The sequence below is a fragment of the Nonomuraea sp. CA-218870 genome, assembly GCF_050936535.1.
GTDB classification, from domain to species: Bacteria; Actinomycetota; Actinomycetes; order Streptosporangiales; family Streptosporangiaceae; genus Nonomuraea; species Nonomuraea corallina.
Genome location: NZ_JBNJMN010000001.1, coordinates 4,329,497 through 4,347,580, shown reverse-complemented (window position 1 = coordinate 4,347,580; position 18,084 = coordinate 4,329,497). Strand labels below are relative to the sequence as shown.

Sequence of the window (18,084 nt, the reverse complement as noted above, 5' to 3'; positions counted from 1 at the left end):
GCCATTCCTAGAACCATTAGCCCCGAACTAGCCGGCCTAGATTACCAGGTCAGGGACAAGATTCGGGATCAGGAGGCGCCGGGCAGCATCGGCCGCATGAAGGTGCGCTCGTGGCGCAGGACGCAGCCGCTCTCGTCCCTGATGCGATCGGCCTCGATGAACTCGGGGTCCCGGCCGAACAGCGTCCGGTACTCCTCGTACGCGGCGAGGCTGGGGAAGCTGAACAGGGCGAGCGCCCTGTCGCTGGCGCCCTCCGCCGGCAGGAAGTAGCCGTGGTGCGTGCCGCCGTGCCGGTCGACCAGGTCCATCCAGCGGCGCCCGAAGCGTTCGAACGACTCGATCTGCGCCGGGTCGATCACGTACTCCACCACACAGGTAATCACGCGTACCAGGCTAACGGCGCGTCAGTCGATCACCTTGATCTTCTTCATGGTCGGCTGGGAGATCACCCGCGCCACGCCCGGAATCCCGATGATCTTGCCGGTCTGGAACGCCTCGTAGGCCGCGTAGTCGGCGACGAGGACGCGCAGGTGGTAGTCGGGCGTGGCGAACAGCCTGCGGAACTCGACCACCTCGTCGTAGGCGGCGATGGTCCTCTCCAGCTCTTCGAGGGTCTTCAGGTCACTCACGCTCACCTCGATGGAGACGATCACCTCCAGCCCGCCGCCGAGCAGCTCGTGGTCGACGGTCGCCCGGTAGCCGCTGATGACGCCGCTCTCCTCCAGGCGCTTGACCCGTCGCAGGCATGGCGGCGGCGTCAGGCCCACCCGCCTGGCCAGCTCGACGTTGGTCAGCCGGCCGTCACGCTGCAGATGAAACAATATCTGCCGATCGATGGCATCCAGTGAAGGAACATTGCGCATCAGGGCAGCGTACCGCCATGACTCGCAACCACATGAGGCGTTTCACGTCCTAGAATTGCTTCACGGCTGGCCCGGACATCCCCCTCAGCAGAGAGATGGTCGCTATGGATCGTGTGGCACAGGTCGAAGCCTGGCTGGACCGCCGAAGTGAGGAGATGGCCCGGCTGCTGGAGCGGCTGGTGGCCGTGGACTCCGAGAACCCGCCCGGCCGCGCGCTGGGCCGGTGCGCCGCGATCCTGCGGCAGGAGATGGACCGGCTCGGCCTCTCCCCCGAGATCATCGACATCGCCGGCGCGCCCGCTCACCTGGAGGACCCGTGCGTCGTGCGCGGCACCGCCGGCGACGGGGACCGGCTGGTCTACTTCCACGGCCACTTCGACGTGGTCCCCGCCCAGCACCCGGCGCAGTTCACCGCGCGACGCCAGGACGGCAGGATCATCGGGCGCGGCGCCGCCGACATGAAGGGCGGCATCGTCAGCATGCTGTACGGCGCCGCCGCGGCCCAGGAGCTGGGCCTGCTCGGCGACGGCCGGATCGTCGTGCACCTGGTCTGCGACGAGGAGACCGGCAGCGTCGTGGGCGCCGGGCACCTGCGCGCCGCCGGGCTGATCGACCCGGCCGCGTTGGCCATGCTCACCGCTGAGCCCAGCGGCGGCGGCATCTGGAACGCCGCCCGCGGCGCGATCTCCCTGCGCGTCGACATCCAGGGGCGCGAGGCGCACGTCGGCCAGGCCGACACCGGCGTGAACGCCTTCGAGCACCTGCTGCACGTCGCCCGCCCGGTCGAGCGCTACGCCGCCGAGATGGCCGGGCGGCACACCGCCACCCCGATGCACCCCGACGACGCCACCGGCACCATGATCGTGGTCGGCGGCCTGTTCGGCGGCGGCTCCAACTTCAACGTGGTGCCCGGCTCCGCGTACTTCACGGTCGACGGGCGCTACAACCCGGAGGAGGACCTGGGGGTCGAGCTCAAGCGGCTGACCGCCCTCATCGAGGACGCCGCCGTGGAGGTCGGCGCGCAGGTGTCGATCACCACGACGCAGTCGCAGCCCTCCGCCCGCACCGCGCCGGACCACCCGGCCGCCGCCGCGCTGGCGCGCGTCGTCGCCGGCGTCCAGGGCGCGCCGGCCCGCTTCGAGATGTGCGCGGGAATCCTGGAGATCCGCTGGTACGCCCAGCTCGGCATCCCCGCCTTCGGCTTCGGGCCCGGCCGGCTGGACGTCTCCCACGGTCCCGAGGAGTACGTCGAGGAGGCCGCCATGCGCCGCTGCGCCGCCGTCTACGCTCTGTACGCCGGCGACCTGCTGGCCTGACCTCCTTCACCCGGGTTCCGCCCAGGCCGAGGGCCTGGGCGGGGCACGGGTCCGCGTCAGTCCAGGTAGTCGCTGACGTAGTCCTCGCACTCGACCTTGAGGTTGCTCTCGGACTGCTTGCAGCCGCGCCAGATGAACTGCTGCCTGCTCACGTCACCGGAGATGGACACGCTGAGCTCCCTGGGTCCTCCGGTGCAGGACACGCCGTCCGTGTACCTCCAGCCGACGAGGGGGTTGTTCCATGAGCTCTTCTTGTACTGCGCGTACACCGTCCAGCCGTCGTTGCAGAGGACGTCCTTCACCGTGAAGGAGTTCCGGCCTTTCGTCATGTTCGACGTGCCGGAGTTGAACCAGACCGTGCCCGCCACGTTTCCGGCCGCGTGATAGACGTGCATGCTGCTGGTGGCCGCGTGCGCCACCCCGGTCGACATGACGGTCATGGCGGTCACGCCGAGTACGACCATCGCTTTGGCGACGCTGAGCCGCTTGCGCATATTGGACCTCTCCCGATCCCCCGTGTGCCGGGCCCTGCCGGCACGTTTTCGTGATCACGGGCGATGCTACTGAGGCGGGAGAGGGAAAGATAGATCATTATGCGGGATTTATGACTGTATGTTATGGATGGCGTAGTTGCGTGCCCTGGCGAGGTTGGCGACCAGTTCGTCCCGGGTCTGGTGCTCGTGCGCCAGCCAGGCGGGCTGGCCTGGGCCGCTGCGCCAGGACTCGCTGAGCGGGCTGTTGTCGACCGTGTCGAACCCGAACTGGTCGTACAGCCGCGTCACGAGCTCCACGGCTTCGGGAAAGTCGCTCGAAGCCGACAACGCAAGCCGGCCGGGGGTGCCCGCCGGGAGGCCCGCGGTGGTGATGCGGGGAGCCTGGATGTGGGTGAAGGCCTTGACGACCTTGGACCGCGGGAGATGCTCTTGGCGCAGCTCGTGGACGGTCTTCTCGCCCGAGTCGACGACCGGGATGTGGCCGTCGCGCCAGACCATGTAGTTGTTCGTGTCCAGCACGATCTTGCCCGCCAGTTCCTCCGCCGGCATGTCGTTGACCATCTTGAGAGGGACCGCCACGACCGCGAAGTCCCCGGCGGCGGCGGCCTCGGCGGCGGTCGCGGCACGCGCCGACGGGCCGAGCTCCGCGACGAGGCCCCGCAGGGTCTCGGGTCCTCGTGAGTTGGCGATGACGACTTCGTACCCGTTCGCGATCGCCGCCCGCGCGATCTGACTGCCGACCTCGCCTGCGCCGATGATGCCGATCACTGTCATGCGTTCCCGCCTGTCTCTCGTGGGTGTCGCCTGACGCCCCCGCCTTCGGGTGGGGCTCAGATCTGGTTCAGGCCGCCGTCGACGTACAGGCTCGAACCGGTGATGAAGCTGCTCTGGTCCGAGGCGAGGAAGGCCACGGCGGCGGCGATCTCCTCCGGGCGGCCGAGCCGGCCCAGCGGCACGTGCGCGGCCAGTTTCCGCCTGAGGCCGGCGGCCTGCTCGGCGTCGGGGGCGATCCCCGACAGGCCAGGGGTGTCGGTCGGGCCGGGGGTGATGGTGTTGACCCGGATGCCGCGGCCCTTGAGCTCGTTGGCCCAGGTCCTGGAGAACGACCGGGTGGCGGCCTTGGTCGCCGCGTACACGCCGAACGCCGCGTCGCCGGCGTCCACGTTGGTGGAACCGTTCAGGATCACCGAGGCGCCGTCGTTGAGCAGGGGCAGCGCCTTCTGGACGGTGAACAGCGTGCCCCGGACGTTGATGCCGAAGAGCGTGTCGAAGTGCTCCTCGGTGACCTGCTCCAGCGTCACGAACTCGGCGACGGAGGCGTTGGCGAACAGCACGTCCAGCCCACGTCCCCGGCCGCGGATCGTCTCGTAGAGCCGGTCCAGGTCGGCCAGGTTCGCGATGTCGCCGATCACCCCGGTGGCCGCCTGCCCCATCACCTCGACGGCCGCGTCGAGCTCGGCCCGGCGCCGGCCGGTGATGAACACGTGCGCGCCCTCGGCCGCCAGCCGGACGGCACTGGCCAGGCCGATGCCGGCGGTGCCCCCGGTGACCAGAGCGGTCTTGCCCTCAAGCAGTCCCATGTCCATGACCTCCTGTTATTTCTGTATCGATCGATGCGGAACTCGAACCTTAGCACTTCTGCAGCGATCGATGCGAAAGAGGTAGGCTGCCGGTGTGGAGACCAAACGGAGCGGCCCCGTCGGACGGCCGCGAGGATTCGATCCCGACGAAGCACTCGAGCGAGCCATGCTGGTCTTCTGGAAGCACGGCTACGAGGGAGCCAGCCTGGCCGGCCTGACCGACGCCATGGGGATCTCCACCACCAGCATGTACGCCGCCTTCGGCAACAAGGAGGAGCTGTTCCGCAAGGCCCTGCGGCGCTACAGCGAAGGCCCCAGCGCCTACCTGCCGCGCGCCCTGGAGGAGCCGACCGCCCTCGGCGTCGCCACCGCGATCCTGAACGGCGTCATCCGGGCCACCACCCGCCCGGCCGCTCCCCAAGGGTGCCTGGGCGTCCAGAGCGCCCTGGTCACCGGCGACGCCGGGCGTGGCGTCCGCGACCTGCTCGCCGCCTGGCGCAACGACGGCTGCGCCCGCGTCCAGGAACGGTTCCAGCAGGCCGTCGACGACGGCGACCTGCCTCCGGAGACCGATCCCGGGCTCCTGGCCCGCTACGTCACCACCCTGGTCTTCGGCATCGCCGTGCAGGCCGCGAGCGGTGTCGGCCGTGACGAACTCCAGGCCATGGCCGACGCCGCCCTGCGCACCTGGCCGCCTCTCTCGACCCCTCCGGCGGGTTCTACGGCCTGCTGAACGAGGGAGGTCTGCGGGCGTGCGCCCGCCTCGCCGTCGTGGTCTCCCGGGGGTCGAGGACGTCCCGTACGGACTGCTCCTGAGCCTCGACGAGCTCGTCGCCGTGGTCCTGGATCCAGCGGCCGAGAGCCCGCAGCGGACCGTCGACCAGGCTCTGTCCCAGGCCGGTGAGACCGTACTCGGGGTGCAGCCAAGGTGCGGCCGAAACCGGCAATAGGCGGGTAGCGGGGCCAGTAGTGGGTGCGGGTTTGGGCTACTGGCCCGCGCGGCGTTGGAGTACCTGAGCCTGGAGGCGGTCGTGGAGCTCGGCTTCCTCGGGTGTTTCCGGCTCGCTGCGCTGCCGGATCGGGGCGGGCTTGGGTCGCAGCGTCACGCGGTCGTTCGCGGCGGCCTGTTCGGCTGCCGCCTCGGCTTCGGCAAATGCCCGGTAGAGCGAGGCGACGGACGGCGGCTTGCCCTTGTTCTTGCCGGCCCGTGACTAACATGATCCACGAAAACGGCGCTAGTGATGATCTTGAGCAGTCTCCGATCTTGGATCGGCCCTTGAGGACCAGCGCTCGGAGAAGTCCCGATAGGCAGGATCATCTTCGGTGGGCAAGCCAGCGCCGTCCAGCAGGGGCAATAACGATCGTTTTCGCCCCCGTACGGATCGGCAGCCGCACAGGCCGACCACCCCTGAACCGGTAGCGAAACCATGTAGCACACCTGGCAGGTAGCACAAGACCTCCAACCACCGTTTTCGCTACATTGAAGCCTTACCACGCCGGGAGGCCACCATCAAAGATCACGTCATCCTCAACGACGACCCAGCCGCCCGCGAAGACCTCATCGGACTGGCCCGGGTATCCACCGCCGCCCAGGAACTTGCGCGCCAGATCGGCGCCCTCAAGACCGCCGGCTGCGCCCGGATCTACCTCGACAAGGCATCCGGCGTCAAGGGCACCACTCGGCCCGGCCTGACCGCCGCCCTCGATCACATGCGCCGCGGCGACACCCTCGTCGTGCTCGACCTGACCCGGCTGGGCCGCGACACCCGCGAACTCCTCGCCATCGTCGAAGACGACCTGCACGCCAACGGCCGCCACTTCCGCACCCTCGACGGCATCGTGCTCGATACCAGCGACGACATGTGCGGCGAACTGATCTTCACCGTGTTCGCCGCCATCGCCAAGTTCCAACGTCAGCAGATCGTCAAAGGCACCCGCGAAGGCCTCGACGCCGCCCGCGCCCGAGGCCGCGTCGGCGGCCGTCCTCGCGCCCTGACCTCCGAACAGATCGCCGACGCCCGCATCCTGCTCGGGGCCGGACAAACCCGAACCGCCGTCGCCGCCAAGCTGCGCGTCTCCCGATGGACACTCAGCCGCGCCCTCGACACCGCGTCCCGCTGACGGCCGCCACCGGGTGCCAACGCTTGACCGCAGCGGACAGCCCCAGCCCCATGCGCGGATTGCAGAAGAGGACGGTCTAGTCGTCGCCTCAGTGTCCGTCGCGGACCACCGCTAACCCGCCGGTCCGGGTCGTGATGCCCGCGGGCCCGCGTCGGGCCGAAGCGAGCACGCTGGCCGGTCGACCGAGGGCGTCGCCCTGCTCCACCTCGATCGCGACCGTCTGCGCCCCTGTCGTGTCGAGCAGAGGTGGGCGGCCAGGCAGTCGGTGCTGTTGGCGTTGGCGACGTCCTCGTCGACACCGATCGCCGGCGCGACCATCCGCGCCGCACCCGGTCGCTCGCCCACCGGCGGTACGTACACGAAACAGCCGAGGAGCCCGTACCGCTGGCACGCCGCTGTCAGCCTGCCGAGGTGCGGGCAGACTCGGAGCAGCGCCGACCGGTCGTGGACCGGTACCAGCATGCGTGGTGCGCCGGGCGCGGCGATCCGTGGCGCGTCGGTGTCGAACGTGCGCCCGCCGATGTGTTGGCGGTCGTTCAGCTTGCCCAGCGCGGTGCGGGTCAACCGGACCGGCCAGCCACCGTCCGGCGTCCGCCCCGGGCCGAGGAACACCACGTGCGAGGTGCCGGCCGCAGCAGCGACCGCACGCCGGTCCGCGTCGGGGCTTGATGACCAACGCGCGGAGATCCAGCGTTAAGCAGCTTGATGAGTTGGTCGGCGCTGGGCTCATTTCGTGTCGTTCCACTTCCTCGACGGTGAGGTGCGGACAGAGCCGCACCCGTCGCGCCGACCTTTGGCAGGAGACGATGGGTGCCGCTCAACGAAGCGGATCATCGCCGCTCCACACCGCTGGCAACGCACTCCAAGTAGCCGATGAGCGGATGCGCAACCGCATGGAGGAAGGAGCCGCGGCGGGCGGCCTCGTCCGCATTGGCTCAGGTGTCCTGCGGCCGTGCCTCGGTGGCGCGGTGGTAGCGGCCAGCGAGTGCGCGCACGAGTTCGACGAGCTTCGCGGGCTTCGTCACGGTGAAGTCGACGCCGAGCAGGCCGAGGTGAACGGCGAGCGCCTCGATGCTGTCCGCGCCGGTGTCCAGCAGGCAGCGGGTGTCGTCGATCGGCGTGATGCTGCCGATGGCGGCGTTGATCCGCTCGGCGAGCTGTTCGGCCGGTGCGTGCACGATGACCTGGGCCCGGTGCCGCCAGGCGGCCGACGACACGCCCCGGCGTACCTGGTCGACGGCTTCCTCGGGGAGTTCGCGGGGGGTGAATCTGGGACCTGTCGGGGTGCGTGGGTGGAGTCGGTCTACCCGGAACGTCCGCCAGTCGGCCCGCTCGACGTCGAACCCGACGAGGTACCACCGTCGTCCCCAGTTGACCAGTCGGTATGGTTCGACCTCGCGCCGGCTCTCGGAGCCGTCGTGGCTTCGGTAGTCGAATCGCAGGCGCTCGTGATCCCGGCAGGCGGCGGCGAGGGCGCTCAGCGTGTCCGCGTCCACCCGTGGGCCCAGGTCGTCCAGGGGTACCGCGACGGCGTACCGCTGGAGAGCGTTGACACGGCGCCGGAGCCGGGTCGGTAGCACCTGCTCCAGTTTGGCCAGCGCGCGCAGCGAGGTCTCCTCGACTCCGGTGATCGTGCCCCCGGCGGCGGTGCGCAGTCCGATCGCCACCGCGACCGCCTCTTCATCGTCGAGCAGCAGCGGCGGCAGCGCGGCCCCGGCGCCGAGCCGGTAGCCGCCCACCGCGCCTCGGTTGCCGTGCACCGGATAGCCGAGGTTTCGCAGGCGTTCCACGTCGTTGCGGATGGTGCGGGTGCTGACCGACAGCCGTTCGGCCAGTTCGGCGCCGGTCCACTCGCGGGGCGTCTGGAGTAGCGAGAGCAGGCGCAGCAGCCGCGCCGAGGTTTCCAACATTCTTCGGAGTCTGCCAGAGCATTAGGAACGGACCTTGCCTAAATGAATCCTACGCTGATGACCATGACGAACGACAGCACGATCGCCCCGTTCTGGATCGACATCCCCCAGGTCGACCTCGACGATCTCCAGCAGCGGCTGGCGCGGACCCGGTGGGCGGAGGAGCTGCCCGCGGGCGAGTCGGCGCCGGTCGGCCCGGTGTCGCCCGGTTGGGAGTACGGCGTCCCGGTGGGCTATGTCAAGCAGCTCGTCGAGCGGTGGCGCACGGGGTACGACTGGCGGGCCTGGGAGGCGAAGCTGAACGCGTACCCGCAGTTCACCACTGAGATCGACGGCCAGAACATCCACTTCCTGCACGTGCTGTCGCCGGAGCCGGACGCGACGCCGCTGATCCTGACCCACGGCTGGCCGACCTCGGTGGTCGAGTGGCTGGACGTGATCGGCCCGCTCACCGACCCGCGTGCGCACGGCGGCGACCCGGCGGACGCGTTCCATCTGGTCATTCCGTCGGTGCCGGGCTTCGGCTTCTCCGGGCCGACCCGGGAGCGCGGCTGGAATCGGTACCGGGTGGCCCGGGCCTGGGCCGAGCTGATGCGCCGGCTCGGGTACGACCGGTACGGCGCGGCTGGCAACGACGGCGGGTCGCTGATCTCGCCCGAGGTGGGCCGGGTTGACCCTGGGCACGTCTGCGGCGTGCACGTGACGCAGGTCTTCTCGTTCCCGTCGGGCGACCCCGCCGAGTCGGCCGGTCTGTCTGAGGAGGAGCTCGGCAAGCTCGCGTTCGCCGAGTGGTTCACCCAGAACCGGGGCGCGTACGACAAGCTCCAGTCCACCGAGCCGCAGAATCTGGCGCACGCACTGGCCGACTCACCGGCCGGCCTGCTGGGCTGGCACGCGCAGCTGCTCGGCGCTTCGCTCGACCCGGACTTCGTGCTCACCAACGTGATGATCTACTGGCTGACCAACACGGCCGCCTCAGCCGCCCGGTTCTACTACGAGGACGCGGCGGCGGCCCCCGTACAACAGAAGTCGAACGGCCGGGGCACCTCCGTGCCCGAGCCCACCACCGTGCCCCTCGGCCTGGCCAATTTCGCCTGGGACTTTCAGTCGATCCGGACGTTCGCCGACCGCGACCACAAAAATATCTTCTCCTGGAACGTTTATGACCGGGGCAGCCACTTCGCCGCGCACGACGCCCCCGATCTGCTCGTCCACGACATACGGCAGTTCTTCCGCAAGGTTCGCTGACCGCCGCCGGTTTTTCGGCGGACCCCCCTCAGCCCCCATGTCTTCGCGCGAAAGGAAACACTCATGTATCTCGTCATCGGTGCCACGGCTCACTTCGGACGTCAGGCGGTAGAGGAGCTGGTCGCCTCGGGTGCGCCGGTGCGGGCGCTGACCCGTACTCCGGAGCGGGCGGAGCTTCCGGAGGAAGTCGACGTCGTCCGGGGCGATCTGACCAAGCCCGAGACGCTGCCAGCGGCATTGGCCGGCGTCGAGGCCGCCTTCCTGGTTCTGCAGTACGGGATGGATGTCGCTCCGCTGCTGGCGGCCGCGGGCCCGGCCGGGGTGCGGCGGCTGGTGTTCCTGTCCTCCGGGGCGGTCGTCCCGGGCGCCGAGCGGCAGCCTGACGTGATCGCCCAGTACCACCGCGACGTCGAGCGGGCCGTCGAGGCGTCCGGGATCGAGTGGACGTTCCTGCGGCTGCTGTTCCCCGCCATCAACTCGTTGACGTTCGCGATGCAGCTCCAGGGCGGTGACGTCATTCGCGCGCCGTACGCCGAAGCGGCCTTCAGCGCCGTGCACGAGAGGGACGTCGCCGAGGTGGCCGCGCGGACGTTGATCGGCGGCGGGCACGCGGGGCGGGCCTACGACCTGACCGGCCCCGAGTCGCTGACCCAGGCACAGCAGGTCGGCATCCTCGGCGAGATGCTGGGGCGCCCGCTCACCGTCGAGGACCTCGACCCGGAGGCGGTGCTGGAGCAGATGAGCCGGTTCATGGACCCTGAGTTCCTGGCGGCGCTGTTCGGTCTCATGGCGCAGGCGGTCGGCAAGCCCGCGCCGGTCAACGACGTCATCGAGCAGATCACCGGGCACCCCGCGCGCACCTACGCCCGGTGGGCCGCGGATCACCGGGCCGACTTCGGCGGATGATCAATGAGGCAGGGGCGGCATCCGCCGCCCCTGCCGGATGGACGGAAAGGACGGCACGGTGGCACAGGTGCTGAGGCGACGGGAGTTGGGGCGAGCGCTGCTGGCCCGACAGTGGCTGCTGGAACGGGCCGACGCGACCGCCGAGGAGACGGTCACCCGGCTGGTCGGCATGCAGGCGCAGGCGCCGTACGCGCCCTACTTCGGGCTCTGGAGCAGGTTGCGGAAGTTCGGCACCGCCGACCTGGCGGACGCGCTGACCGAGCGCCGCCTGGTGCGGGTCGCGCTGATGCGCAGCACCATCCACCTGGTCACCACGGCGGACTACCGCTCGTTGCGGCCATGGGCGCAGCCTGCGCTCGACCGTGAGCTGGACACCGCGTTCAAGACGATCCTGACCGGTCTGGACCGTGCGGCCGTGGCGGAGTCGGGCCGGGCGCTGCTCGGCGCACGGCACCTCACCCCCAAGGAGCTCAGGGCGGCGCTGCACGAGCGGTGGCCCGATCGCGAGCCCCGTGCGCTCGCCACCGTCGTGCGCAACCTGGTACCGCTAGTTCAGGTGCCACCACGCGCCGTCTGGGGCGTCGGCGGCACCACCCGGTACGCGACGGCGGCCGGCTGGACCGGAGCCGAGCCCGCCCCCGCCGCCGACTCCGAACACATCGTGCTGCGCTACCTTGCCGCGTTCGGCCCGGCCTCGGTCACCGACGTGCAGACATGGGCCGGCCGAACCCGGCTGCGTCCCGTCCTGGAGAGGCTGCGGCCGCAGCTGGCGGTCTTCCACGACGAGCGCGGGATCGAGCTGTTCGACCTGCCGGATGCGCCACGCCCCGGCGCCGACGCCCACGCGCCGGTTCGCTTCTTGCCCGAATACGACAACCTGCTGGCCTCCCACGCCGACCGCACCCGCGTGATCTCGGAGCAGGACCGCAAACGGGTCATGACGCGCAACGGGATGCGCGCCACCTTCCTGGTGGACGGGCAGGTGACGGGCGCCTGGAAGCTCCATCCGGGCAAAGCGTCAGCGACTCTGGAGATCGACCCGTTCCGGCCGCTGACCGCCACCGAGCGCGCCGAGGTCGAGACCGAAGGCGCCCGGCTGCTGGAGTTCGCCGCGCCCGGCGCCGGCCACGACCTCCGCAGCGGCAGGGCCACGCTCGTCGGCCACGACGACGCGGTGACCGGCGAGAAAAGCGATCGGCAGTGAGCAGGCCCTGCTCATGCGTGCCATCCACAGACGCCCGCTCATGCTGCTGACCGCGCCTTACGGAAGGTGACCGTATCCGCCCACCGGCAAGAATTCGTGCAGAGGACCTCGATCATCCGTGCAGTCCACTTCGGAAATCGACAACCGGTCTAGCACGTCCCGGTCGGGTGGCTCGAACCCGTACCGGCCGAACGCCGCAGCTTCCGCTTTCGTCAAGAACGTCGCCGACATGAGCGATCAACCTACGACCCACGCGCCGATCGCCGCCGCCCCCTAACCGCTGGATCTCCGCGCGTTGGTCCTCAAGCCCCGCGTCCGTCGCCGCCGGGTCGTCGTCGGTGACGGCCGTGGGGCTACCGCCCCGGCCGTCGCGCCGCACGCACGCATCAACCACCGGGACATCCGGCCAGGACATCGGCTCACCTTTGACGCTCAACGAACCGGCACCCGCGAACGGCGTCCGCCGATAGCCGGACCTGGCCGCAACGGCCGACCGAACGCGTCCCGGAGCGTACCGGCCTGCCTCAGCCGGTGCCGTCCTGCACCGGATAGTGGATGATGACCGCACCGCCGGTGGCGTAGTTGGCGACATCGGCGGCCACCCGCTGGCCTTGCGGCGACGCCCGCGCCGCGGCCATGGCGGCGGCGTCAGCGAAGTCGCCTTCGAAGACCGCGAAATACGGCGCTTCTCCCTTGCTCGCCGCCACGCGAAGCTGTAGCGCCACGCAAGCAGGCCTGGCAGATTCATGACCAGCGGAAGGTGGTTGGTCACGTAGTAGTCGCGGAAGTGGTCAGGGTCGGCGGGCTTGGAATACAGGACCACCAACTTATGCATGACGACCTCCGTCCAGAGACGAGACCATAACACTCCGGGTGACTCTCCTGCTAAGAACCAGCGACGACACGGAACGGTTCGCCTCAAGATCCGATGCACTGTTATCGGCTCCGGAAGGGGCCGTGTTGCTAGAGCTGGAACCAGTAACGCCGCAGAGGGCCGATACTGCGGTCGCTGATGGCTTCGAAGGCTCCCCCGCACCGCTCGATCGTCTTCACTGAGGCGGCGTTGTCAACGGCGCAGACTGCCAGCACCCGATCCATGCCCGTTCCACGTGCCTCGTCGAGGACCCCCGAGATAGTCCTCGGCGCGGTCCGCCGGGCACCGCTGGTCAACGGCGACCCGTTGATGCGCGACCTGCGCGGCGACGGCCACCAGGGCTGATCAGGACACCGGCTCCCGGACGGTGAGGACGGTGTCGGGCAGGTGCGCGTCGTACTGCTCCGGGGTGACGGTGATTTCGTCGGTGGCGTAGACCCCGAACCGGTTGATCCGCATTGTCTGGTACGGCGAGAGCACGGCCAGGTCCTTCGGGCTGATCTCCCAGCCCTCCGCGGCGAGCTGCCGCAGCACGCTCATCATGTCCAGGGTGGTGTGGAAGATGACCGCGTCGGTCAGCAGAGTGGAGAACTTGATGTGTTTCTCCTGCTCGGCGGGGTCGTTGTCACGGACCCGGCCCTCGTTGCCGAACCGGCACCAAGCGGAGAAGTTGTAGTAGGACTCGACCTTGTTGGTCGCCGCGGTGGTCCGCCGCCGCAGCTGCGGATCCGACACGTAACGAAGTAGTTGGATCGTGCGGATCACCCTGCCGACCTCCCGGAACGCCTTGTAAAAGTTGTTGCGCCGCGAGTAGGTCGACAGCCGGCGCAGCAACGTCACGCTGGAGATCTTCCCGGCCGCGACCGACAGCACCACGCGCATCAGGTCGTCGTAGTGGCGCTCGATCAGGTCCCAGTCGATGACGTTGCGGCCGGGCTCACCGAACAGGGCCTCGATGTGCCGGAACCGGGTGGCCGCGGAGGCCCCGGCCGTGCTGGGGCCGCTGGACCGCGCTCGTCAGCTGGAGGAGGTGGCCGACTTCGTCATAGGGCTGGCCTTCGGCGGCACCGACCCCAACTCCGCCATCCCGCGCGTCCCTTCGGTGGCCGCGTGACCCGTGAGCCACGACGGTTCACCCGCGCGCCCACGGGAGACGTTCCAGGTCACAGGGGGTGCCGCGGCGACGCCGGCGTGGACGTCACCGCCTGGAACCGCACCGCCGCCAAGGCCGAACCGCTCAAGGCGCACGGCGCGTCGGTCGCCGAGTCGCTCGGCGCGCTGCGGGACCGGGACGTGGTGTTCACCACGGTCTCCACCGCCGCCGTCCTCGAACAGGTGCTGCTCGGCGACGACGGACTGCTCACGGGTGACCGGGTGCCGGGGGTCGTGGTCGACTCCTCGACCGTGTCCGTGGAGTCGTCGGCCGAGCTTCGCCGGGCCTGCGAGGCGCGGGGCGTCGCCTATCTGGCCGCGCCGGTCAGCGGCAACCCGAAGGTGGCGCGGACCGGCGGGCTCAGCCTGGTGGTGTCCGGCCCCCGGGAGACCTACGACCAGGTCGCCCACCTGCTGCGGCACCTCGGCAGGTCGGTCACCTACGTGGGAGAGGGCGACACCGCCCGCCTGGTGAAGATCGCCCACAACCTGATGCTGGGCGTGGTCACCCAGGCGCGGGCCGAGATCACCGTACTGGCCGAGAAGGGCGGCGTCCCGCGCCACGCCTTCCTGGAGTTCCTCAACGACAGCGTCATGGGTTCGGCGTTCACCCGCTACAAGTCGCCGGCGTTCGTGCACCTGGACTACACGCCGACGTTCACGCCGCCTCTGCTGCGCAAGGACTTCGACCTGGGGCTGGCGGCCGCCCGCGCGCTGGACGTGCCGATGCCGGTCACGGCCCTCACCGCCCAGTTCGTCCAGGCCGGCGTCGCCTCGGGCCGGGTCGACGAGGACTTCGCCATCCTGCTCGACCTGCAGGCGACCGCGTCGGGGCTGGACCTGCGCCCGGAGGACGTCCCGGTGGACGACGGCCTCGGCGAGGGGCCGTGACCATCGCCTGCACGGGCAGTACGGCAGACCTCGGCGCGGGCTACCGGCGCCGGACGGCGTAGGTCAGGTGGGTCACCCGGGACGACGCGTCCGTGCGGGTCTGTTCGAGGGCGAGGCGGTCCGGGTCCACGCGGTCGAACAGGCGGATGCCGGTGCCGAACAGCACGGGCGCGAGGGCGATCGAGAACTCGTCGATCAGCCCGTGGTCCAGGTACTGCTGGATCGTCTCGGCGCCGCCGGAGATGCGCACGTCGCGGTCGCCGGCGGCCTGGCGGGCCTGGTCCAGCGCGCTGAGGATGCCGTCGTCGACGAAGTGGAAGGTGGTGCCTCCCGGCCGCTCCCACGGGTCACGCTTGCTGTGGGTGACGACGAACACCGGCGTGTGGAACGGCGCCTCCTCCGGCCACGCCAGCTCACCCCCGTCGAACATGCGCCTGCCCATGACGCTCGCGCCGGTGCGCTCGAACGTCGCCCGCAGCATGTCGTTGTCGGCTCCTTCAGCCCTCCGCTCCGTCGCTGGTCTCGTCCGACGCGAGTCCGGCGACGTAGGCCGCCAGGTGGCTCAGGGTCTGCTCGCCGCCCTCCACCGCGTTGTACTTCTCCACCGCCTCGTCGCGGAGCTCCTTGGTGGGGAACACCGTGCGCATCACGATCCGGGTCTCCTCGCCGGCCGGCTCGAAGGTCAGGACCGACGCGAAGGCGTTGGGGTCGTCGCGGGACTCGCCGTGCTCCAGCGCGATCCGCTCCGGCGGCGCGATCTCGGTCCAGGTGATCCACTCCTGGTGGTCGGTGCCGTCCGGCCCGTGCATCACGAAGTCCCAGACCCCGCCGACGCGGAACTCGAAGAACCGCGTCGTGGTCGTGAACCCTTCCGGTCCCCACCACCGCGACAGGTGCCGGACCTCGGTGAACGCCTCGAACACCAGCTCCCGTGGGGCGCTGATGGCCCGGGAGACCATGATCTCGCGGTCGGCGGTCGCCTGGTCGGGCCCGCCGCCGCTACTGGTCGTCATCATCGGTGGTCTCTCCTGCCTTGTTTTGTTTCAGATCTTGTACGTACGCGTCCAGCCGGTCGAAGGTCTCGTTCCAGAACGCCTCGAAGCCGCCCACCCACTCGTGGACGGGCCGCAGCCCGCGGGCGTCCAGGCCGTACAGCCGCTGCTTGCCCGCCCCGCGGACCCGCACCAGCCCGACCTCCCGCAGCACCCGCAGATGCTTGGACGCCTGCGGCTGGCTCATCCCGAGGGCCCGCGCCAGCTCGGTCACGGGCCGCTCGCCGCCCCGCAGCAGCGCCAGGATCTCCCGTCGCTGCGGCTCGGCGATCGCGTTGAACGCGTCGGAGGTGGTCGCCGCTCGTGCCATGACCAACATCATATGCCTATATCGGAATGCGTTGCGACGCGACGGAAGGACGCCCGCTAAGCTGACGGCCATGACCATGACCCGGTGGCGGCGTAACGTCGCGCTGTTCCTGACCGGGCAGACCGTGTCGTTGTTCGGATCGATGGTCGCGCAGTACGCGGTGATGTGGTGGGTGACGCTGCAGACCCGCTCGGGGCTGGCGGTGGCGCTCTACGCGGTGGCCGCGTTCCTGCCCCAGGGAGTGGTGTCCATCTTCGGCGGCGTGCTCGCCGACCGGATGAACCGCCGGGTGCTGGTCATGGTCGCCGACGGCGCCATCGCCGCGGCGACGCTGGCGCTCGCGCTGCTGATGGCCAACGGCGTGACCGACCTGTGGATCGTCCTGCTGGCCGTGGCCGTCCGGTCGCTGGGAGCCGGGGTCCAGACGCCCGCCGTGCAGGCGATGATCCCGCAGATCGTGCCGGGTGAGCACCTGATGCGCGTCAACGGGATCTTCCAGACCATCCAGTCGGCGATGGCGCTGCTCGCCCCCGCGGCCGCCGGTGCGATCTTCGCCGCCTTCGGCCTCGTCCCCGTCTTCTTCCTGGACGTGGTCACGGCGGTGCTCGGGATCGGGCTGCTCGCCCTGGTCGCCGTCCCGACCCTGGAGCGGGCGGGCGAGGCCCGCCCCACCTACCGGCAGGACCTGACGGAGGGGATGCGCTACATTCGCGCCCAGCCGACCGTGCGCTGGCTGCTCGTCGTGTACGCGGTCATCTTCCTGCTCACCGTGGCGCCCTCGTTCGTCACGCCGCTGCTGGTGGCGCGCACGTTCGGCGGCGAGGAGTGGATGCTGGCGGCGCTGGAGATCGCCTTCAGCCTGGGCATGCTGCTCGGCGGCGTCCTGATGTCCACGGTCCTGGCCAGGCGCAGCCCGATCAGGCTGATCCTCGTCGCCGTCTACGGCTTCGGGCTGGCGACCGTGGCGCTCGGGCTGAGCGGCAACCTGTGGGTCTTCTACGCGTTCATGTTCGCGTTCGGACTGCTGGTGCCGCCGTTCTCGACGCCGTTCATGACGCTGATCCAGGAGACCGTCGTGCCCGCCATGCACGGGCGGGTGTTCAGTTACGTCGGCATCGTGATGGCGCTGGCCACCCCGATCGGCATGGCCGTGTTCGGTCCGGTGGCCGACGTGGTCAGTGTGCAGGCACTGCTGGTCGGCTCGGGCCTGGCCGCCATCGCCGTGATCGCGGTCGCCACCCGCCTGCCCTCGGGCCGGGCCACCATCGCCGCCGCCCGCGCCCGCCCCGCGCCCGCCTCCTCCAAGGAGATCTCGCCCCAGACCGGCTGATCGAGGGCTGCGCCGCCCGGTTCGATCCCGCGGGCGGCGGCCTCAGGAACAGACCTCAGGAACAGACCTCAGGAATAGAGAGGCTGGGAGAGCGAGGATCCCTGCTGCTGGAGGTAGTCGCGGACGGTCGCGCTCAGGCGCCGTCCGCGCTGCTCCAGCTCGGACGCGGGCACGACGACCCCGGAAAGGCTGACGGCGTAGTAGTCGCCGTTGAACGCGAAAGCCGTGCCGGTGCACACGTAGCCGGGCTGCCACTCCTCCTGCTCGATGCTGAAGCCGCGCTCCGCGCACCGGGCGACATCGGCGGCGAGCCACTCCATGTCGGTGATGGTGTCGCGGGTGAAGCGGGCCAGCGGCGGCTTGACCCCGGCTTCGGCGAGACGGTCGGGCCAGAAGAGGGCGAGGATCGCCTTGCCCATCCCGCTGCAGTGCAGCGGCATCCGGGTGCCGAGCAGCGAATAGCGAACGAATCCGTCAGGCGAGTCGATCTTGTCGATGACCGTGATCATCCCGTCGCGGAGCAGCCCGATGTGCGCGGTCACCCTGAACTCCTCGGTGAGGCCGCGCACCAGCGGCCGGATCAGGGAGACGATGTCGATCCGGCCGAGCGCCAGGGTGCCGAGTTCGGCGAGCCGCAGACCGAGGAGATAGTGCTTGCCGTCCGCGGAGCGCCGGACGAAACCGTTACGCTCCATCACCCGCATCGTGCGCAGGCAGGTCGTCGTATTGATGTCGCATTTCTCGCACACCTCGGTCAGCGTCGCCTGCTCGACCGTCGCGAGAAATCCCAGGATTTCGAGGGCCCGTTCCAAGCTGCGTAGCTCGTATGCCAT

The 18,084-nt window shown here is 69.9% G+C and carries 23 protein-coding genes and 1 pseudogene; 10 read left to right on the top strand and 14 right to left on the bottom strand.

All coding sequences use genetic code 11. From position 1 onward, the window contains the following. Window positions 1-68: 68 nt before the first annotated feature. On the bottom strand, window positions 69-383 hold the full coding sequence (locus tag ACQEUU_RS21055; protein ID WP_433068367.1) for an NIPSNAP family protein: 315 nt from the start codon (window positions 381-383) through the stop codon (window positions 69-71). A gap of 21 nt (window positions 384-404) precedes the next feature. Further along, window positions 405-863 carry an Lrp/AsnC family transcriptional regulator gene (locus ACQEUU_RS21050; RefSeq protein ID WP_433068365.1) on the bottom strand — a complete coding sequence of 153 codons (459 nt, stop codon included), beginning with the start codon at window positions 861-863 and terminating at the stop codon, window positions 405-407. 104 nt (window positions 864-967) lie between these two features. Here ACQEUU_RS21050 and ACQEUU_RS21045 point away from each other — a divergent pair, with 104 nt between their 5' ends. Beyond that, window positions 968-2,179, top strand: coding sequence for a M20 family metallopeptidase (locus ACQEUU_RS21045; protein WP_433068363.1), 1,212 nt, complete (start codon window positions 968-970; stop codon window positions 2,177-2,179). A gap of 56 nt (window positions 2,180-2,235) precedes the next feature. On the opposite strand, the gene ACQEUU_RS21040 is transcribed toward ACQEUU_RS21045, so the two are convergent. From ACQEUU_RS21040 to ACQEUU_RS21030, 3 genes are all read right to left on the bottom strand, one after another. Continuing rightward, window positions 2,236-2,673 (bottom strand): hypothetical protein, encoded by a 438-nt coding sequence (locus ACQEUU_RS21040; RefSeq protein ID WP_433068362.1) that lies wholly within the window; start codon window positions 2,671-2,673, stop codon window positions 2,236-2,238. 108 nt (window positions 2,674-2,781) lie between these two features. Beyond that, a complete protein-coding gene (locus tag ACQEUU_RS21035) occupies window positions 2,782-3,447 on the bottom strand; it encodes an NADPH-dependent F420 reductase (protein WP_433068360.1) in 666 nt (221 codons plus the stop codon). A 56-nt stretch (window positions 3,448-3,503) separates the two neighbouring features. Beyond that, window positions 3,504-4,253, bottom strand: coding sequence for an SDR family oxidoreductase (locus ACQEUU_RS21030; protein ID WP_433068358.1), 750 nt, complete (start codon window positions 4,251-4,253; stop codon window positions 3,504-3,506). 94 nt (window positions 4,254-4,347) lie between these two features. On the opposite strand from ACQEUU_RS21030, the gene ACQEUU_RS21025 reads away from it, so the two are divergent. Continuing rightward, entirely contained in the window at window positions 4,348-4,986 is a 639-nt protein-coding gene (locus ACQEUU_RS21025; RefSeq protein ID WP_433068356.1) for a TetR/AcrR family transcriptional regulator, read from the top strand. On the opposite strand, the gene ACQEUU_RS21020 is transcribed toward ACQEUU_RS21025, so the two are convergent. Continuing rightward, window positions 4,973-5,200 (bottom strand): hypothetical protein, encoded by a 228-nt coding sequence (locus ACQEUU_RS21020; RefSeq protein ID WP_433068355.1) that lies wholly within the window; start codon window positions 5,198-5,200, stop codon window positions 4,973-4,975. The genes ACQEUU_RS21025 and ACQEUU_RS21020 overlap by 14 nt on opposite strands. A 532-nt stretch (window positions 5,201-5,732) precedes the next feature. Between ACQEUU_RS21020 and ACQEUU_RS21015 the strand changes: the two genes are divergently transcribed. Continuing rightward, complete coding sequence (locus ACQEUU_RS21015) at window positions 5,733-6,374, top strand: recombinase family protein (RefSeq protein ID WP_433071919.1); 642 nt, start codon at window positions 5,733-5,735, stop codon at window positions 6,372-6,374. Window positions 6,375-7,309: 935 nt separating this feature from the next. On the opposite strand, the gene ACQEUU_RS21010 is transcribed toward ACQEUU_RS21015, so the two are convergent. Beyond that, window positions 7,310-8,284 (bottom strand): helix-turn-helix transcriptional regulator, encoded by a 975-nt coding sequence (locus ACQEUU_RS21010; protein ID WP_433068354.1) that lies wholly within the window; start codon window positions 8,282-8,284, stop codon window positions 7,310-7,312. A gap of 57 nt (window positions 8,285-8,341) precedes the next feature. Here ACQEUU_RS21010 and ACQEUU_RS21005 point away from each other — a divergent pair, with 57 nt between their 5' ends. The 3 genes from ACQEUU_RS21005 (at window position 8,342) to ACQEUU_RS20995 (ending at window position 11,642) form a co-directional block, all read left to right on the top strand. Further along, window positions 8,342-9,532 carry an epoxide hydrolase family protein gene (locus tag ACQEUU_RS21005; protein ID WP_433068352.1) on the top strand — a complete coding sequence of 397 codons (1,191 nt, stop codon included), beginning with the start codon at window positions 8,342-8,344 and terminating at the stop codon, window positions 9,530-9,532. Between the two features lie 63 nt (window positions 9,533-9,595). Further along, window positions 9,596-10,438 carry an NAD(P)H-binding protein gene (locus ACQEUU_RS21000; protein WP_433068350.1) on the top strand — a complete coding sequence of 281 codons (843 nt, stop codon included), beginning with the start codon at window positions 9,596-9,598 and terminating at the stop codon, window positions 10,436-10,438. A gap of 58 nt (window positions 10,439-10,496) precedes the next feature. Then, window positions 10,497-11,642: a winged helix DNA-binding domain-containing protein gene (locus ACQEUU_RS20995; protein ID WP_433068349.1), complete on the top strand. Its 1,146-nt coding sequence runs from the start codon at window positions 10,497-10,499 to the stop codon at window positions 11,640-11,642. A gap of 524 nt (window positions 11,643-12,166) precedes the next feature. On the opposite strand, the gene ACQEUU_RS20990 is transcribed toward ACQEUU_RS20995, so the two are convergent. Both ACQEUU_RS20990 and ACQEUU_RS20985 read right to left on the bottom strand, forming a co-directional pair. Continuing rightward, entirely contained in the window at window positions 12,167-12,367 is a 201-nt protein-coding gene (locus tag ACQEUU_RS20990; RefSeq protein ID WP_433072029.1) for a hypothetical protein, read from the bottom strand. Window positions 12,368-12,414: 47 nt separating this feature from the next. Further along, window positions 12,415-12,477 (bottom strand): annotated as a pseudogene (locus ACQEUU_RS20985) (hypothetical protein); the annotation flags it as partial. A gap of 261 nt (window positions 12,478-12,738) precedes the next feature. On the opposite strand from ACQEUU_RS20985, the gene ACQEUU_RS20980 reads away from it, so the two are divergent. Continuing rightward, window positions 12,739-12,861, top strand: a complete 123-nt coding sequence (locus tag ACQEUU_RS20980) for a hypothetical protein (RefSeq protein ID WP_433068347.1) — start codon at window positions 12,739-12,741, stop codon at window positions 12,859-12,861. On the opposite strand, the gene ACQEUU_RS20975 is transcribed toward ACQEUU_RS20980, so the two are convergent. Then, a complete protein-coding gene (locus ACQEUU_RS20975; protein WP_433071917.1) occupies window positions 12,862-13,437 on the bottom strand; it encodes a Tn3 family transposase in 576 nt (191 codons plus the stop codon). It lies immediately after the preceding gene. Between ACQEUU_RS20975 and ACQEUU_RS20970 the strand changes: the two genes are divergently transcribed. Both ACQEUU_RS20970 and ACQEUU_RS20965 read left to right on the top strand, forming a co-directional pair. After that, the gene (locus ACQEUU_RS20970) at window positions 13,436-13,630 is read left to right on the top strand and encodes a hypothetical protein (RefSeq protein ID WP_433068345.1); all 195 of its coding nucleotides are present in this window, start codon (window positions 13,436-13,438) and stop codon (window positions 13,628-13,630) included. The two genes, ACQEUU_RS20975 and ACQEUU_RS20970, sit on opposite strands and share 2 nt — an antisense overlap. 77 nt (window positions 13,631-13,707) lie before the next feature. After that, window positions 13,708-14,559 carry an NAD(P)-dependent oxidoreductase gene (locus ACQEUU_RS20965; RefSeq protein WP_433068344.1) on the top strand — a complete coding sequence of 284 codons (852 nt, stop codon included), beginning with the start codon at window positions 13,708-13,710 and terminating at the stop codon, window positions 14,557-14,559. Between the two features lie 40 nt (window positions 14,560-14,599). Here the strand turns inward: ACQEUU_RS20965 and ACQEUU_RS20960 are convergent, their stop codons facing one another. The 3 genes from ACQEUU_RS20960 to ACQEUU_RS20950 are packed head-to-tail and all read right to left on the bottom strand — an operon-like array spanning window position 14,600 to window position 15,921. Next, window positions 14,600-15,040, bottom strand: coding sequence for a dihydrofolate reductase family protein (locus ACQEUU_RS20960; RefSeq protein ID WP_433068342.1), 441 nt, complete (start codon window positions 15,038-15,040; stop codon window positions 14,600-14,602). Window positions 15,041-15,056: 16 nt separating this feature from the next. After that, the gene (locus tag ACQEUU_RS20955) at window positions 15,057-15,575 is read right to left on the bottom strand and encodes an SRPBCC domain-containing protein (RefSeq protein ID WP_433068340.1); all 519 of its coding nucleotides are present in this window, start codon (window positions 15,573-15,575) and stop codon (window positions 15,057-15,059) included. Beyond that, the gene (locus ACQEUU_RS20950) at window positions 15,559-15,921 is read right to left on the bottom strand and encodes an ArsR/SmtB family transcription factor (protein ID WP_433068339.1); all 363 of its coding nucleotides are present in this window, start codon (window positions 15,919-15,921) and stop codon (window positions 15,559-15,561) included. The genes ACQEUU_RS20955 and ACQEUU_RS20950 overlap by 17 nt, the downstream gene beginning before the upstream one ends. 70 nt (window positions 15,922-15,991) lie before the next feature. Between ACQEUU_RS20950 and ACQEUU_RS20945 the strand changes: the two genes are divergently transcribed. Continuing rightward, window positions 15,992-17,251, top strand: a complete 1,260-nt coding sequence (locus tag ACQEUU_RS20945; RefSeq protein ID WP_433068337.1) for an MFS transporter — start codon at window positions 15,992-15,994, stop codon at window positions 17,249-17,251. 68 nt (window positions 17,252-17,319) lie between these two features. Here the strand turns inward: ACQEUU_RS20945 and ACQEUU_RS20940 are convergent, their stop codons facing one another. After that, on the bottom strand, window positions 17,320-18,084 hold the full coding sequence (locus tag ACQEUU_RS20940) for an IclR family transcriptional regulator (protein WP_433068335.1): 765 nt from the start codon (window positions 18,082-18,084) through the stop codon (window positions 17,320-17,322).